General features: G+C 52.0%; 17 protein-coding genes. 3 read left to right on the forward strand and 14 right to left on the reverse strand.

Features of this window, described 5'->3' with window-relative positions; all coding sequences use genetic code 11:
* Positions 1-160 precede the first annotated feature (160 nt).
* Positions 161-889 (forward strand): dethiobiotin synthase, encoded by a 729-nt coding sequence (bioD, locus tag VFG09_05685; GenBank protein HET6514633.1) that lies wholly within the window; start codon positions 161-163, stop codon positions 887-889.
* Here the strand turns inward: bioD and VFG09_05690 are convergent.
* The 14 genes from VFG09_05690 to gspC form a co-directional block, all read right to left on the reverse strand.
* Positions 871-1,902, reverse strand: a complete 1,032-nt coding sequence (locus tag VFG09_05690; protein HET6514634.1) for a matrixin family metalloprotease — start codon at positions 1,900-1,902, stop codon at positions 871-873. The genes bioD and VFG09_05690 overlap by 19 nt on opposite strands.
* Positions 1,899-2,429, reverse strand: coding sequence for a hypothetical protein (locus VFG09_05695; protein ID HET6514635.1), 531 nt, complete (start codon positions 2,427-2,429; stop codon positions 1,899-1,901). The genes VFG09_05690 and VFG09_05695 overlap by 4 nt, the downstream gene beginning before the upstream one ends.
* A gap of 318 nt (positions 2,430-2,747) precedes the next feature.
* The gene (gene gspN / locus VFG09_05700; protein ID HET6514636.1) at positions 2,748-3,575 is read right to left on the reverse strand and encodes a type II secretion system protein GspN; all 828 of its coding nucleotides are present in this window, start codon (positions 3,573-3,575) and stop codon (positions 2,748-2,750) included.
* Entirely contained in the window at positions 3,572-4,138 is a 567-nt protein-coding gene (locus VFG09_05705) for a hypothetical protein (GenBank protein HET6514637.1), read from the reverse strand. The genes gspN and VFG09_05705 overlap by 4 nt, the downstream gene beginning before the upstream one ends.
* Before the next feature lie 13 nt (positions 4,139-4,151).
* Positions 4,152-5,234 carry a hypothetical protein gene (locus tag VFG09_05710; protein HET6514638.1) on the reverse strand — a complete coding sequence of 361 codons (1,083 nt, stop codon included), beginning with the start codon at positions 5,232-5,234 and terminating at the stop codon, positions 4,152-4,154.
* Positions 5,235-5,241: 7 nt separating this feature from the next.
* Entirely contained in the window at positions 5,242-6,117 is an 876-nt protein-coding gene (gspK, locus tag VFG09_05715) for a type II secretion system minor pseudopilin GspK (protein HET6514639.1), read from the reverse strand.
* Entirely contained in the window at positions 6,114-6,812 is a 699-nt protein-coding gene (locus tag VFG09_05720) for a type II secretion system protein GspJ (protein HET6514640.1), read from the reverse strand. The genes gspK and VFG09_05720 overlap by 4 nt, the downstream gene beginning before the upstream one ends.
* A complete protein-coding gene (locus tag VFG09_05725) occupies positions 6,809-7,186 on the reverse strand; it encodes a type II secretion system protein (protein HET6514641.1) in 378 nt (125 codons plus the stop codon). Before VFG09_05725 ends, VFG09_05720 begins: the two co-directional genes overlap by 4 nt.
* A complete protein-coding gene (locus tag VFG09_05730) occupies positions 7,183-7,623 on the reverse strand; it encodes a prepilin-type N-terminal cleavage/methylation domain-containing protein (protein HET6514642.1) in 441 nt (146 codons plus the stop codon). Before VFG09_05730 ends, VFG09_05725 begins: the two co-directional genes overlap by 4 nt.
* Complete coding sequence (gene gspG / locus VFG09_05735) at positions 7,620-8,102, reverse strand: type II secretion system major pseudopilin GspG (GenBank protein HET6514643.1); 483 nt, start codon at positions 8,100-8,102, stop codon at positions 7,620-7,622. Before gspG ends, VFG09_05730 begins: the two co-directional genes overlap by 4 nt.
* A gap of 13 nt (positions 8,103-8,115) precedes the next feature.
* Entirely contained in the window at positions 8,116-9,291 is a 1,176-nt protein-coding gene (locus tag VFG09_05740) for a type II secretion system F family protein (GenBank protein ID HET6514644.1), read from the reverse strand.
* A gap of 6 nt (positions 9,292-9,297) precedes the next feature.
* Positions 9,298-10,824, reverse strand: a complete 1,527-nt coding sequence (gene gspE, locus VFG09_05745) for a type II secretion system ATPase GspE (GenBank protein ID HET6514645.1) — start codon at positions 10,822-10,824, stop codon at positions 9,298-9,300.
* Between the two features lie 3 nt (positions 10,825-10,827).
* A complete protein-coding gene (gene gspD, locus VFG09_05750) occupies positions 10,828-13,026 on the reverse strand; it encodes a type II secretion system secretin GspD (protein HET6514646.1) in 2,199 nt (732 codons plus the stop codon).
* Positions 13,027-13,046: 20 nt separating this feature from the next.
* Positions 13,047-13,916 (reverse strand): type II secretion system protein GspC, encoded by an 870-nt coding sequence (gene gspC, locus VFG09_05755; protein ID HET6514647.1) that lies wholly within the window; start codon positions 13,914-13,916, stop codon positions 13,047-13,049.
* A gap of 151 nt (positions 13,917-14,067) precedes the next feature.
* Between gspC and VFG09_05760 the strand changes: the two genes are divergently transcribed.
* Together VFG09_05760 and VFG09_05765 are read left to right on the forward strand one after the other, a co-directional pair.
* The gene (locus tag VFG09_05760) at positions 14,068-15,012 is read left to right on the forward strand and encodes a hypothetical protein (protein ID HET6514648.1); all 945 of its coding nucleotides are present in this window, start codon (positions 14,068-14,070) and stop codon (positions 15,010-15,012) included.
* Positions 15,009-15,200, forward strand: a complete 192-nt coding sequence (locus tag VFG09_05765; GenBank protein ID HET6514649.1) for a ferredoxin — start codon at positions 15,009-15,011, stop codon at positions 15,198-15,200. The genes VFG09_05760 and VFG09_05765 overlap by 4 nt, the downstream gene beginning before the upstream one ends.
* Positions 15,201-15,289: the final 89 nt, after the last annotated feature.

Below are 15,289 nucleotides of genomic sequence, written 5' to 3' on the forward strand. Positions count from 1 at the left end.
TTCTTCATAATGGGATTTACATGATTCCAAAAGAATCCCTCCCTACCTCCCTTTTCCAAAGGGAGGAAATAAACCCCTCTTTGGCAAAGAAGGGTGAGGGGAGATTTTCCGATCAAATGTCTATCCAATTCTTAGGAAATTAATAATTTCGATAAAGTACATGGCAAGAGGGTTTTTTATCACCGGCACTGATACCGGCGTCGGGAAGACCGTTGTGACGGCAGCGCTTATCAGGGCCTTCTGTGTACTCGGTATGCGCGTTGCCGGAATGAAGCCTATAGAGACGGGGTGCAGGCGCGAAGGGGATGTCCTTTATCCTTCAGATGGTATCGTTCTCAGGAAGGCTGCCGAAATGCACGAGGCAATAGATGAAATAACACCCTGCTGTTTTGAGGCACCTGTTGCACCGTTTGTCGCGTCAGAAAGGGAGGGGAGGGACGTCAATGTCAATTCCGTCATTGAAAAGTTCAATGTCCTTCTGAAGAAGTACGACGCGGTGCTTGTGGAAGGAGCAGGCGGCATCCTTGTCCCGATAAGGAGAGACTATTTCATGATCGACCTCGCGAGAGAAATGGGTCTTCCCCTCATTGTCGTGTCGAGCCCGTCCCTGGGCACGATAAACCATACCCTTCTCACTGTTCGCCATGCGTTGAGGGAGGGGATAACCGTTTCAGGGATCATCGTGAATTTCAGCAAGCCGCCAGGCGGCACGATGGCTGAAGAAACCAATCCTGACATCCTGCGAAAGATCAGCCCTGTGCCTTTGATCGGGACGCTCCCCTATCTCGCTGATCTCGGATACGACGCACTCTCACAAACTGCGTTGGGGGCAATCGATACGAAGCAGCTCCTCAAGGAACTCGGCTGGTCTCAGGGCACGATAAAATAAGTGTCCCAGCGATAATAAGTGCTGAGATCCTCCACCGGGGTCCCTGTCGGTGTCACCAGGGCATGAAGGTAGTACGTACCAGACGGCAGCGATCGTGAAAAAAGCGTTCCGAAGGGCACCGCATCAATCTGACCTAACGTATTGGAGCGCCACTTCACAATCCCGGCGGAGAGCAGCTGGACAAGATTGTCCTGTGTTATGAGGTAATAGGTATTTCCGACAGAGATTGCAAGGTAAATATCTACGGGTGCTGAGGAGGGCAGAAAACTGATATGGAGAGTCAATTCGCCATGAGCCATATCTCCAACGGCAAGAGGCCTATTTAAGGAGGGATCGGTGCTGAAGATGGGATCGGGGTTTTGAGGATAGGCATAACTGTCAGGTGCTGCGGGTAAAGGCAGTTTCATCTTCGGATAGAGGTAGGTGATACCGTTCATGTCGTCCTCACTCAAAGTCCTTTGACTCGTCCCTCCCATATCGGCATAAGCGAACATCGTCTTCTGAGAATCTCCCGGGCTATAGAGGTCATCCAGGCTCAGGGCATGGCCCAGCTCGTGAGTCAGCACGCCCTGAAGGTCATAGGCATGAGGCGAACCGTCCGTCGCCCACGCGTAATTTGTGTTAAACTTGATGTCACTCTCAAGGAGCTCTCCTGTATGAGGGTTATACCAGAATGAATTTTCTGCAAGCGTCCCGTCTGTTCCCATCTGGCCGAAACTGATGACATTGATGTTGTCGTTTATCTCAGCGTTCTTTGAGGTGGTCCCGCCGTAGAGAAAAGAGAAATCAGAGGTAGTTACGTATGTCCAGGTCTCCATGGCGGCCTGGATAGCCGGTATGCTGTTCTGGGGCCCACCCTGAGGATCGACAAGGTAAGCAGCCTGGAGCGAATTCCATTTCAGATCAAGACCTGAATCGGTCTTGATAACCATGAACGCTGAGGCGTCAAAAGACCAAGCATGGAGGAGAAGGACGAGCGTCAGGGAGACGAAGAAGAACGCTGAACTCTTCACTCTTTTACCCTCTTTATCTTCTCTATGAGGGCGTCAACAGGGATCACATAATCAATGGTGTCTCTTCCATCGATAACAGAGAAGCCGGTCTTCCGCGCAATCCTGTTTTCATCAACGGAGTATTTACCCTGTCCCTTGCCTACCGTGGTGTAAACGGTCCCGCCATTCCTGCCTGCTCCCGATCTGAGAAAGAGCAATACCTTCTCCTTTTTCCTGAGCGGCGCTACGTCTGAGACCCTGAGGCCGATATCACCGGTCTCCCCTCCAGGATACTCTACGACGATCCTTTTCTGAAGACTCCGACCTTTTATAACTTCGTTGACGAGGACGACGGCGCGGGTGAAGATACTTTTCCCATCACCAGTCCAGTGCGATGAAAGGGCCTCAACTTCTCCTGATACGACGATCTCAGATTGTTTCGCGAGGTCTTCTGTGGTCATGGCCTTCATGACCGCAAATGACGGAGACAAAAGACCGAGCACCGTGAGGAACAAGAGAGATAAAGAAACAGGGACTCTACGTTCCATCCTTACCTTGTTGTCCAGGTTGTCCAGGGCGATTTGTACATTCTTTTATTATAAGATGGCGTAAGTTTTTTATAAAGGTGAAAAACTACCCGGTCAGGGGCCCACGATTCGGCTAGCTCACATACTTCATAGACTTTGGGGCCGACGTCCGATTCGCAGGCAAGAGGCGGGGTTATTGGCGGGTCAGCTCATGGGGACCGTAAGTGTCTCTTCAGGACAGGCCGTTATTGGGACCATGTGGTCGGAAAATCACCGGCGGCTATTCTCTTGCCGAAAAGATGATGACGGTTCCGGCACGACAATGGATGAATCGTATGTCTACAAAGACGTTTTAAATGGTATCACATAGTAGCCCGGTGAGACCTTGTATTGATCCAGAAGGGCCATGAGAACAGCTCCTGACTGAAAAGAGGAGTCTGTCATCAGCTCGAGAGTTAGATTCAGGCTCTTTCCCACCGCTCTTCCCTTAATCCGTGCATAGACGCCCTTGCCCTGGAGGCTAAAGGATTGTACCTCTATCGCTGTGCCCTTTATGGAGATGAGGGACTTGATTTGACTGAATATCTCGAGGGGGAGAAAGAAACCACCGATTGATGCATTCCTGAACTGAGCGTTGTCGACTATGAGTCGAAGCTCTCCGGCCCCGTCTCTCAGGTGCAGATACCCAGAGAGAGTGCCTTCACCCTGAAGGCCGATAAGGTCAAGGACAGGGAGGCCCTTTACCGGGATGTCGCTGCCTTTCAGTCTGACCGGCCCCTTGACCGTGAGACCTATCGTACCGGTCACCGTGCCGCCATGAAGATGAGAATCCAGACTTAACTGAGGGTTCAGTCTCAATACCGAGGGGATCATAATGGTTCCATGAACTCCGTCAAGAATCAGGAGCGGGGATTCTGAAGTTGGCGGACTGTCTGGCTGACTTTCTGAAGTGGCCTTATTCCCAGGAGTCCCTCTCTTCAAGATGGAGAGCTTCTCAGCGTCGAAGCTGTAAAAAAGGCCTTTTCTGAAACCCTCAATCTTTAGAGAGATCTCTTCTCCTGAGATGGAACTCTCAATGAGATCTATGATGAATCTATCCGGTATGACAAACCAAAAGCCGGTGACGACAAGCAAAAGAACCGCGACGATGAGCGCGTATTTTTTCACTTCTTGACAAAGAGTGAAAGGGAGATCGTTACATTGAGAAGTTCAGGATTCTCAAAAGTCTTTTTTACGGCGATCCTCTTGACCGAAAGCATAACAGGGGCTTCATCTATCTTATAAAGGAGGTTGACCAGTTCGTTTAACGTGATCTTCTCTATCTGGGCCTCTGCACTTTCTTCGGTGCCGCCGCTCACCTCCCTGCTTCCTGTGGCCTTCACCGATTTCACTTTTCCCTGCAGCCCCAATGAACCTGATATGTCATCGAGGGCCTGAGGTACGCCATTCACTCTTGTGAGAGACTTCCGCTGTTCAAGGGAATCGAGACGTCCTTTCAGGGATTTATATTCGGCCCCCAGGGTGAAGAGCTCCTTGTGCCTTGCCCTGAGAAAGTCGGTCTCCTTCGTCGTTGTCTTCTGCAGTATGAAGAGAGGGACGATAAGGAGGCTGAGGCCGATGACAACCAGTGATAAAGGATGAAAGATGAAGGATGAAGAACGGAAAAGAGACAATAGCCCTTCATTGTCCACCCTGTTTCTTGTCCTTTCTGTTATCGTTTCATCTTTCATCTTTTTCGCTCTTTCAGCTCTGCCTGTACCCTTTGGCGACTACCGTAAAGCGGATTTTGCCGTCCACGGCGGTCTTTATGTCGGACACGATGACGCCTCTCAGGAAGTCAGAAAGCTTCGACTTTATCCTGTCCGCGTCGTCCATAGAGTTTGCTTCCCCTTTTATCGTCACAACATCCTTATCGAGGGAAATCTCGTCGAACCTGACTCCCGGGAGAGTTCTCCTTGAGAGTTCCGTCAAGAAAGGGAGCGGAGAAACTCCGGTCAGAAGTGCTTCTCTTTCCCCGAGTTCCTTCATGTGAGACTTCAACTGGTAGAACTCATCACCTATCTTCTTATCATTCGGAAAAAGGCCGGTGTAAATGCTCCGCATTTCGTTCTTCATCGAGGCGGCCCCTTTTTTTGCAACAATCAGTCTGAGGACGAGATCGGAATTAATCACGAGGGCCAAAAGGAGCAAAAGGGTTGCGGTCACTTTCAGCCTCTTCCTTGTCTTCTCAACATCCATTGTATACGCAAAGGGACCCGTTCTGAGATTAATCGTTGGGGCTGCAAGCTCCTTTTTCGCAAGTTCGATCCTCTGTTCGGAACTCATCCCTTCAGGTTCCATGAGATATGGACCGAGGTTGTTCGCGCCCTTAGAGATGGCTGCGCCAAGTTCCAAGGACGTGACGGTCTGAGGGTCTATACCGAGAGAAGCGAGTCTTGTGAGTACATCCCTGAGTGTCTTCCTGTCTCCATACGCTACGAGGAGATCGGAGGCATTGTTGGTCTTTCCCAGCACCACAGAGTCAAAGACCGCGTTCTCTGCTCCACCTAAAATCAAATTGTCGAGTTCGAAAGGGATGACGCTCTTCAACTTCTCCTTGTCAGAAAAGGGGAACTGCATCAGCCTGAAATTCAACTGATGCAGGGGAAGGCTCAGGAAGAATTCGATGACGCCGTTGAGTTGACCTTCAGGAGATGACGGACCGAAATCTACTGTCTTCTCAAATTCATATCTCCCTGCACGGCTCTTGAAGACGTGAATGGTGAGCGGCTCTTTGCCGTCCCACCTGTCCTGCATGTCAATGAATCCGGCTGTCCGTGTCAGCACGCTTGCACTACATCTCCTTCCAGTATTCTATGGTCGTCTGTCCGCTTATTGCGACAACGCTTTCTATAACTCGCTTGATCTGGTTCTCCTCTGCAATAACCTTAATACGAAAGCGGGATGACTTCACGTCTAAATTCTGCTGGAGGGGGGGGCCGATGTCCTTCCCCACCCGGTGTATGAAATCTGAGGATATATCTGCAAAGGGCTTGCGCTCTCTCTCCTGTATAATACGTTGAGCTTCAGACGATCCTACATTAAGCGACATTATAACAGGTAATGATGCTGTATTAATATTGATGCTTACATTGTCACTTCTCCCAAAAACAGTGACGTAGGGTAACAGCTTCGAGAAGGTTTCGCTGTCGATCCCCTTTATCTCTAACAGTTCATCGGTGCTGTCCAGGAATGCATGCTTGGTGCCCTTCCTCGGGTCACTGATTCTGGGGTCACTGTTACCGAGATCCAACCAGTTGGCTATCCTGTCTGCTATGTCCTCTTTCAGCCCGAGATTCTGGGTCAGTCTCTTGAACGCATCGAGTGAATGGGGATTCCTGAGTGAATTAAGGTTGAACCGTGAAGTCTCATCCTCCACGGTGACGATCACTCTTCCGGTGAATCCTCCCAGGATATCCTCGACCGGTATCTCGATCCTGTCAGGGTATGTATACGGGGAGAGGCTCTGGAAATCGATTATGGTCTTGACCGCCAGCGTGACACCCGACCTCGCCACAAAGGAGAGCCTCTGGGATTCCTTCCAGTTATTCAGGGCCGACGTGGTCGTAAACACCCCATAGGAAAACTCCGTGACCAGCGCGGTTATGAGTACGAGTATCATGAGGGTCAGGACTAAGGCGAAACCCCTTTCATCCCTCATCCTCCTCATATCGTTTTCCCTATCCTTGGTCTCGCTACATCGGAAATTCTCAGAACCCCCCAAGGCTTCGAGTCTTCATTCTCAGTCCCTTTCTTCGGATTGATCTGGACCGATATGCGTATCTCGTCAGGTAAGGGTGCCTTTGTCAGTCCGCTGTCCCAGGTCTTTATCCATTTGTCATTGTATCTTGCCTCAACGGTAAAGGACTCTATGTCCTCCATCAATTCGATGCTCTTTGTCTCGGCGGGTTTCGCGTAAGCTGAGATGACCTTCTTCTTGAGGGAAAGTCTTCCATCGGTCTCCTCTACCGAATAGGTGATCTGTGCAAGCCCGGGGAGCAACGGAGAGAAGGATGTGAAGACAAGCCGGGAAGCCTGCTTTCCGTAGAAATCCCGGTCATCGAGTTTAAAGACCGTGTATGTCTTGTTGCTGTCGTAGACGGCAGATTCTATCTCCCTCTTCAGGACATCAAGAACGGTGCGGGATTCCTGAAGCCTCAGGAGCGAATCATCAAGGGCGTCAACGGCTTTGTGGGACATAAAGAAGGTGCTGTAGAGGCTGGCAATGATCACGGAGAATATCGCGAGGGCAATAAGGACTTCGAGAAGGGTAAACCCACAGCGCGTGATAAAGGATGAGGGATGAAGGATGAAGCACGACCCTTTCGTGCGGAGGACTTCTTCTGTTCTTATGTCATCCTTCATCCTTTCTTCCTGATCAGCTCCGAGATTGAAACATCTTCCTTCCCATTCCTGACGATAACGGCTATCTCAGTCATCCCGGGGAATGATGAAGCCTTTACCGATGTTTCGTAGAAAAATGATGAAAAGGGTACGGGAAATGAGCCTTTGCTCTCTGAGGGGTTCTTCTCCATATCATAGAGCTTTTCCTTTGCAAGGCCCATGGACACCGTCGTAACACCGTGTCTGTCAGCTATCCCGAGATGATAGTTCAGGGTATAGATGAGAGTAACAAGGAGCCCTCCGATGACAGCAAGACTTATCATGACCTCGAGAAGAGTAAAACCCCTCCTCGCAAAACGTTGCACATGAGACAGCTCGAAATCATTACCTATCATTCGTTTGTTACGACCCTCACCCTTCCGCTCATAGCATTGAAGGCGACTGATACGTTCTTCCCATCATCTCTCAAGTCAAATTGAAGACTCTCTGAGGCGCCTGAGGGTCCGAAAAAGACGGTCACTTCTCCTTCGGATATTTTCCCTTTTGACTGTGTTTCGACGTCCGAGAGGCTGCTGAACCTCTCTCTTTTCTCTCCGTCAGGTCCATTATACTCTATCAGTTTGTCGGAGAATAAGACCTTCAGGAAAAATCTGTCCTTTGTGGCTATGGCGCTGTCGTTCAGGTATCTCATGACGGATGCAAGCCTCCTTGCATCGGACTTCATCCTGCCTTCGTCAAGTTCGGTGAAGGAGGGCAGGGATAGGGCAAGGACGATGGAAACGATGAAGATGGCGATGATGAGCTCCAAAAGGGTGAAGCCCTGATATTTCACTGCATCTCCCAGCTCTTGATGTCGGCATTTACCCCTTCGCCGCCCTCCTTGCCGTCCGCTCCGTAACTCATGATGTCGAAGTCGCCGTGGAGCCCGGGCGATACATAGACATAGGGATTGCCCCAGGGATCGAGAGGTATCTTTTTCTGCTCGAGATACCCTCCTTCCCGGTACTTCGCGGGGAGTTTTCCTGATGTCGGCATCTGGACGAGGGACTCAAGGCCCTGCTGGGTGTCAGGATAAAAACCATTGTCCATCTTGAAGAGTTTCAGAGCCGTCTCGAAATTCCTTATCTGGACCTTTGCCTCAGCGATGCGCGCATCGTCTGTTCTCCCGATGATCCTTGGAGCAACGATTGCCGCAAGAATGCTCAGGATAAAGACGACAATAATCACTTCAAGGAGGGTAAACCCTGTATGGGCATGAGAGGTTGCAGGTCGCAGATCACAGGTTGTTACACTGTTCTTCTCTTTTTTCATGATCTTCGTCTCCTTACTTGATCAGCTGGTTCAACTGGAACATCGGCAGCAGTATGGCAAGCACGATGAATCCTACGACGAGGCCCATCAAGACTATCATTGCAGGCTCAAAGAGGGAGACCGCCTGATTGATCCTCCTCGTGAACTCTTCCTCATAGGCGTCTGCTGCCCTGCTGAGGGTTTCTGGGAGCCTGCCGCTCTTCTCTCCTGTCGAGATGAGCTGTACGAATACCGGCGGAAGGTTCTCAAGGGATGCGGAAAGCCGCTGCCCTTCGGCGACCCTTTCGGCGCCCCTCAGGACCGAGGCCTCGAGTTCACGATTCCCCGTCGATTTTGCGGAAAGACCGAGGGCTTTCAACATCGGCAGTCCTCCGCCGAGGAGGAAAGCCAGCGTCCTCGCAAATCTGGCATGGTAGAGACTCTGTATGATGTTCCCGGGTATCTTGAGGATAAGCCTGTCCACGAAGAGCCGGTGATTCCTTACGAACTTCCTGACAGAGAGCGAGAGAGCCACTGCGAAGCCGAGCAGCACCCACCAGTATCTGATAAATATGTCACTGATAACGATGAGGACAACGGTCACAAAAGGCAAGGCGTTCTTCGTGTCCTTGAATATCTTCACGATCTTTGGAACGACAAAGGTGAAGAGGAAGGAGAGTACGACAATGCTCACCCCCATCATAAAGACCGGGTAGAGCATTGAAGAGCGGACCTTTGACTTTACGGTATTCTGTTTCTCAAGGAAGTCCGCGAGCTTCTGGAGGACCCTGTCGAGATTGCCGCTGTCCTCGCCGGCCTGGACCATGTTCCGGTAAAATTCCGGGAAATGGTCACTGAATTCTTCGAGGGCCCTGGAAAGACCGACTCCTCCGGAAAGGCGTTCTTTAACTGCCAGGAGCATCTCTTTATAAAAGCCGTGGTGCTCTGCCGCAAGGGAAGCAAGGGCGTCCATGAGAGGGACACCTGCCGACAAGAGCGTCGAGAGCTGCCTCGTCATGTTCGGGAGGAAGGTCTCGTCGATGCGCTGGAAGAACCTCTTCTTCCTCTTGATGCCGGGTTCCGTGATCTCACTCGGAAAGATTCCCTCAGCCTTAACCTGCGACAGTGCGTCACTCATGCCTGACGCCTCTATGATACCTCCTGCTTCGGTACCGTCAGGCCTGTATCCTCTGTAACGAAATATCGGCATCCTTCGCTATCCTTCCACGTAATCTTTTTGCGTGACCCTCAATACCTCCTCGAGGGTCGTTTCGCCGTTCAGCGCCTTGCGGAGACCGTCAAGATAGAGGGTCTTCATGCCCCTTGAGAGAGCAGCATCTTTGATGGATTGCGCCTCGCGGCTTGCGGTGATCATCTGTCTTACTTCACTGTCGATGGGGAGCAGTTCGAAGATGCCGGTTCTGCCGCTGTAGCCGGTCCCTTTGCATCTCTCACACCCTTCCCCCCTGAAGAGAGTGAGAGGTGAAGAGTGCGTGAATGACGAAAAATAGGTGGCCTCAGAGGATGCGGGCTCGTAGGCTCTCCTGCAATTCGGACAGATCTTCCTCACGAGTCTCTGGGCAAGGACTGCCACAAGGGATGATGCAACGAGAAAGGGTTCCATGCCCATGTCCACAAGCCGGGTAATGGCAGAGGCAGCGTCATTCGTATGGAGGGTGCTCAGGACGAGGTGGCCGGTGAGAGAGGCCTGAATGGCGATCTCCGCTGTCTCCACATCACGGATCTCACCAACCATGATGACGTCCGGGTCCTGTCTCAGGATGGACCTCAGTCCCGACGCAAAGGTGAGGCCGATCTTCGGATTTACCTGTATCTGACCGATGCCCTTCAGCTGATATTCAACGGGGTCTTCGACAGTGATGATATTCTTCTCTTCCGTATGGACCTTGTTCAATGCCGCATAGAGGGTGGTTGTCTTTCCACTTCCCGTTGGGCCCGTAACAAGGATGATGCCGCTCGTTCTGGCCAGGAGCTCCTCAAAACGCTTTCCGTCAGTTTCATCGAGACCGACCTCATAGAGGCCCTTGATCCCCTGCTTTCTATCGAGCAATCGTAATACCGCCCTTTCCCCCAGTGATGTCGGGACGATGGATACTCTGATGTCGATATCCCTTCCCCCGATGAGAAGGCGTATCCTCCCGTCCTGTGGAAGTCTCTTCTCCGCGATATCCATGCTTGCCATGATCTTCACCCTGCTGATGAGGGCGTCCTGGATGATCTTGGGAGGCGTAAGGACCTTCCTGAGAATGCCGTCTATCCTCATCCTCACGTCGAGTTCCTTCTCATAGGGCTCTACGTGGATGTCGCTGGCCTTCTCTTTCACGGCCTGCTGGAGGAGGGCGTTCAGGAGGCGTATGATGGGCGCCTCCTCCGTCAGTTCGAGGAGGTCTTTCGGCGATTCAAACTCTGTTGCCACCGAAGAGAGGTCCTCCCCGGTGATCCCTTCCATCACCTCCTGCGCAGTCCCGATCTGTCCGTAGACCCTGTTCATCGCATCGATGATCACGCCTTGGGGGGCCTTGAGAGGAAAGGGTTTCAAGCCGTATCTTCCGGCTATCTCAAGGAGTGCCAAGACTCCCTTATCATCGGAGACAGCTGCCCTGAGGAATCCATCCTCCTTTCTCAGAGGCATGAGGAGATTGTTCCTGAGGAAGGAGAGGGGGATCTCCTGGAGAAGGGAACTGTCGATGTCTTCGTCTCTTATGGTCTCAAGGGATTGCATAGTTCACTTTATCGTGGGCATTTTCAGCATATAATTCGGCTCGGCATACTGGACCTCGGGAAGGGCCGAAAACTCCTTGACCGCGTCTTCCACCGATAAACCTTTTGGCAGCTGGATATGGTAGACCATCGTCCCCTCAATGACCCCGATGAGAGAAGCGCCCTTCAGGGAAATGATAGAGAGCGCCTCATTCTGAGTGACGCCCTCTTTGAACTTCACGAGAAGCTCACGTTCCGCAAAGCTTTGTGAAGCAACGGCAAACTCAGTCTGTTTCTTTTTTGTTATTTCTGCTAGCCTCTCGGACTCCTTGATGATGTGGGGATTGAGGAAGACGATCAGATTCGTCTTCGATTTCGAGGTGGTCTTTGACTGGAAGAGTTGTCCGACAAGAGGGATATCCCCGAGCAGGGGCACCTTTGTTATCTGTGCCTCATCGTTGTCCTGGAGCAACCCGCCGATGACGACGATCTCGTTATCCTTCACAACGACGGCTGTCTTGGTAGAGCGCTTATTGATGGTAGGACCGACGCTGACCGTAATCTGAGTGGACTGATTCACGACTGCTGAATTCTCCAGGTAGATGTCGAGTTTGACATGGTCTCCTTCGGTGATCTGGGGCGTGATCTTCAGAATAATGCCGACATCCTGCCTCACAATGGAATTGACAACCCCCTGGACTGACGTGCCCGTCGTTGTGACGCCCAGGCCGGTAGTTGTTGAGCTCTGCGTTATGAACGGCACATTCTGCCCGACGAGAATCTCTGCCTCCTTATTGTCCGAGGTGAGTACTTGGGGAGTTGAAAGGACATTGATTACATCGTTGAACTCGTTTAACTGAAAGAGGACTGCAAAGCCGGGGATCGAAAGTGTCGTTGTGGTAGGGTTGCCATTTTGATCGGTCGTAGTAATCGGTATATTAAGGAAGTTCCCCAATCCACCGAGGGTCGCGCCTTGAAGCCCCTGGACTATGCCCTGAATTGCAGCGTTGTCTATCGTTCCAAAGCCGCCTATCGTCACAGGGTTCCCGCCGACTTTCGCCGTTGCCCTCCATTGCGCGCCCAGTTCCTTCAACTTATTTACGGTCGCCTCGATGATCATCGCCTCGACATAGACCTGTCTGCGCCTCTTGTCGAGTTGCCTGATCACCTGGGCGATGTTCTGATAGTCAGCGGGGGAAGCAACGACAATCAGGGAATTTGAGGCCTTGTCGGCAGTGATCGTTATGCCGCCGGCTGCCTCAAAGGGGGTTACCGGCGGCGTTCCCGGCTGGGTCTGGCGCTGTGTCTGGGCGCCTCTGATAATGCCCTCAAGAACCTTTGCAAGGTCAGTGGCGTCTGCGTTTTCGAGGAAGTATACGTTGATCCTTCCCTGCGCTCCGGGGGCAGGGACATCAAGGAGTGCGATGAGAGACTTCATTGATTCCCGCATACCCTTATCGCCAAAGAGGACCACTGCATTCAGACGGGGGTCTGCCACCGCCTTTGCCTCTTCCCCTGTCATAGGTTGAGGTGTGGCCTTCGTCTTGCGCATGCCGTCGGTGAGGATCTTTGCGACGGTATCGGCACTCGAATACTGGAGAAAGACGATCTCGGGCCTTTCCATGAGAGAGGGCTGGTCAATAGTCTCGACGAGTGAAAGGATCTTGTCAACGTTGAGCCCGGAATCGATGACGAGGAGGAGGTTACCAGGGCCGAAGGCAGAGACGTATCCGTCCTTTGATATCATGGGCTGGACAAACTTCAGGGCGTCATCGGATGATATGTTCTTCAACGGGATGACCCGGGCGATGTAGCTCTCATTTACCGGTTTCCTTTCACTCTCGATCCTGAGCCCCCGCTGCTTCGCCTCGGCAGAGGGGATGATCTTGTAAGCGTTGATCCCCGAGGGGACAACGGTAAAGCCCTTCAGTTCGAGGACAGAGGTGAAGAGGTTGTAGGCGTCATCAATGCTTAGTTTCGAGGGAGCGATGATCGTTATCTTCCCCTTGACCCGTTCGTCGAAGATGAAATTCTTCTTTGTGATCTCGCTGATGAACTTCGTAATCACCGTCAGATCTACATCGACAAAATTGAAGGTCACCTTCTGATCCTTTGATGCGTCAGCCTTCTCATCGGCAAATGAACCTGAAAACGTCAGAGATACGGCAAGGGCGGTGAGAAGAACGACGGAAAGGATGAAGGATGAAGGACGAGTTTTTTCCATGGGCTTTTCGACCTCGCTCACTATTTTATTTGGTACGTCAGCGTCGTTCTTGCGCCGTTTCTCATAATGTCGAGCTGGATCCTGTCCATCCCTCTCAGGGCGGTAAATGCCTGTAACGCGCTCTCAGGGTTCGAAATATTATAATCATTAATACGCAAAAGAATATCGCCGTTCTGTATCCCGAGACTCTGGTAAATGCCTCCGTCCCTCACTTCCCTCAGCACGAAGCCTTCCTGCTTGCCGTCCTTGATGTTTGGCTGAAGCCGTGCGTCCGTCATGAGCTGGTTCGGGTTCTCTATGGCCTGCTGGACCCTTCTCTGGTCAACAACATAACTTCCTCCACCGAGGCTCCGCACAAAATCCGACGGCCTCGCGCCGGCCGAGGCAGGAGCGACGTCCGTGATTTTCAGGATATCGGCTATCGGCATATCGAGGAGCCGACCGGCTCCCTTCACCGAGACCCTGTCCTTCTCTACGCGCTCGAGTCTCCCCACACCGGGTATCGTGTCTCCGACCCTGTATACCTCCTGCATCCCGGTGCGATCTGAAAAAATGGCGAAGCTGTTTCTCGGCTGGCCTGAAATCGTCCCTATGAGGGTCATCTCTGTCTGGGAGGCGCCTGCTTTTTCCTGGGAGGCCGAAAGGGGTATGAGGGATGCGGCAGGAAGACCGAAGGGATTATTCCTCAGGATGTTCTCATAATCCTTGAGATTGTTCCTCCTGAAACTTGTTGCAGTCGAAGGAGGGGAGGTCTTTTCGATCCTCTTGTATCTGATCGTCATGGCGTCCCGGACAAGGATCAGAAGGAAAAAGAGCACCAAGAGTCCTAAGAACAGATTGCCTATAGTCAGCAGCGTGGAATATCTCGGTCTGATATCAAAATTGCCCATAACAGATGGTTCTGAATACTCATTATACAAAAATGGCGGGGAATTTAGAAACCGCCCTGCAGCCGGAATGTCGTGTCATATAATCATACATACATAGTCCGAATCTCCGTCGTTTCTGGATTCAGCGGGGATCTTGTGGTAGAATTCCGGTATGAAGCAGTACCGGCCGATCTCCCTGAAAAAGGTGAAGACCTATCCGCTCTGTTCGAGAAAGAGCAAGGTCGATAGTGAAGATGCGGCTTATCCCTACGCAAGGGGCTCTTCCTTCAAGACCTTTCTCGGCAGTCTTCCCTCCGTCCTTGCCGCCGGTGACTTCAGAGACGTTGTCGGTTCCATCGTCCAGGCAAGAAAGGAGGAGAGGCCGGTCATCCTCGGCATGGGTGCCCATCCCATAAAGGTCGGATTATCACCGGTTATTATCGACCTGATCAAGAGAGGGATCATAACCGCCATCGCTACAAACGGCGCATGCATCGTCCATGATTTCGAGATCTCCCTTACCGGCATGACATCTGAGGATGTTGCCGGTGAACTCTGCACCGGCAGGTTTGGTATGGCACGGGAGACAGGAAGTGCGATAAACAGGGCGATTCAGGCCGGTGTGAGAAAAGGCGATGGTATCGGCCGGTCTCTTGGCGAGTATATCTTCAGGAGTAAGAATAGGTTCAAGAAAAAGAGCGTCTTTTCGGAAGGGTTCAGATTTGGAATCCCCGCTACGGTGCATGTGGCCCTCGGCACGGACATCGTCCACATGCATCCACAGGCTGATGGTGCCATGATCGGCGAGGGGAGTCTGAGGGATTTCAGACTGCTGGCGTCTGTTGTTTCAGACCTCGAAGGAGGAGTGTATATCAACCTCGGCTCGGCTGTCATCCTGCCCGAAGTCTTTTTGAAGGCCCTTACCGTGGCGAGGAACCTCGGCCACAAGGTCGAGAGGATCACAACGGTGAATATGGATTTTCTCCAGCATTATCGGCCGAGAGAAAACGTTTTGAGGAGACCGACGATGATGAAGGGGAGGTCCTATGCCCTGACCGGTCATCACGAGATCATGTTCCCCCTCTTGGCGGCGGGGATCATCGAGGAGATGGGATGAAGCTGAATATCGATATCGATCTCTGTATCGGCTGCGGCACCTGTCAGGAGATATGCCCTGCTGTCTTTCATCTGAATGAGGTGATCGGCAAGGCAGAGGTCATGGATGCAGATGCCTGCGAGTATGCCGGCTGCTGCGAGGCGGCAGAAGAGAATTGCCCGGTCAGCGCCATCAGTCTTAAAGAATAGGGTCTTCCTGTCCCCGGAGCGCCTGAGGCACGGGAACTCGAACATCGCTTACAGGGCACAGGACTGTCTTTGAGGTGAGAGTTTTTGAG

The sequence above is a fragment of the Thermodesulfovibrionales bacterium genome, assembly GCA_035686305.1.
Classification (GTDB): domain Bacteria; phylum Nitrospirota; class Thermodesulfovibrionia; order Thermodesulfovibrionales; family UBA9159; genus DASRZP01.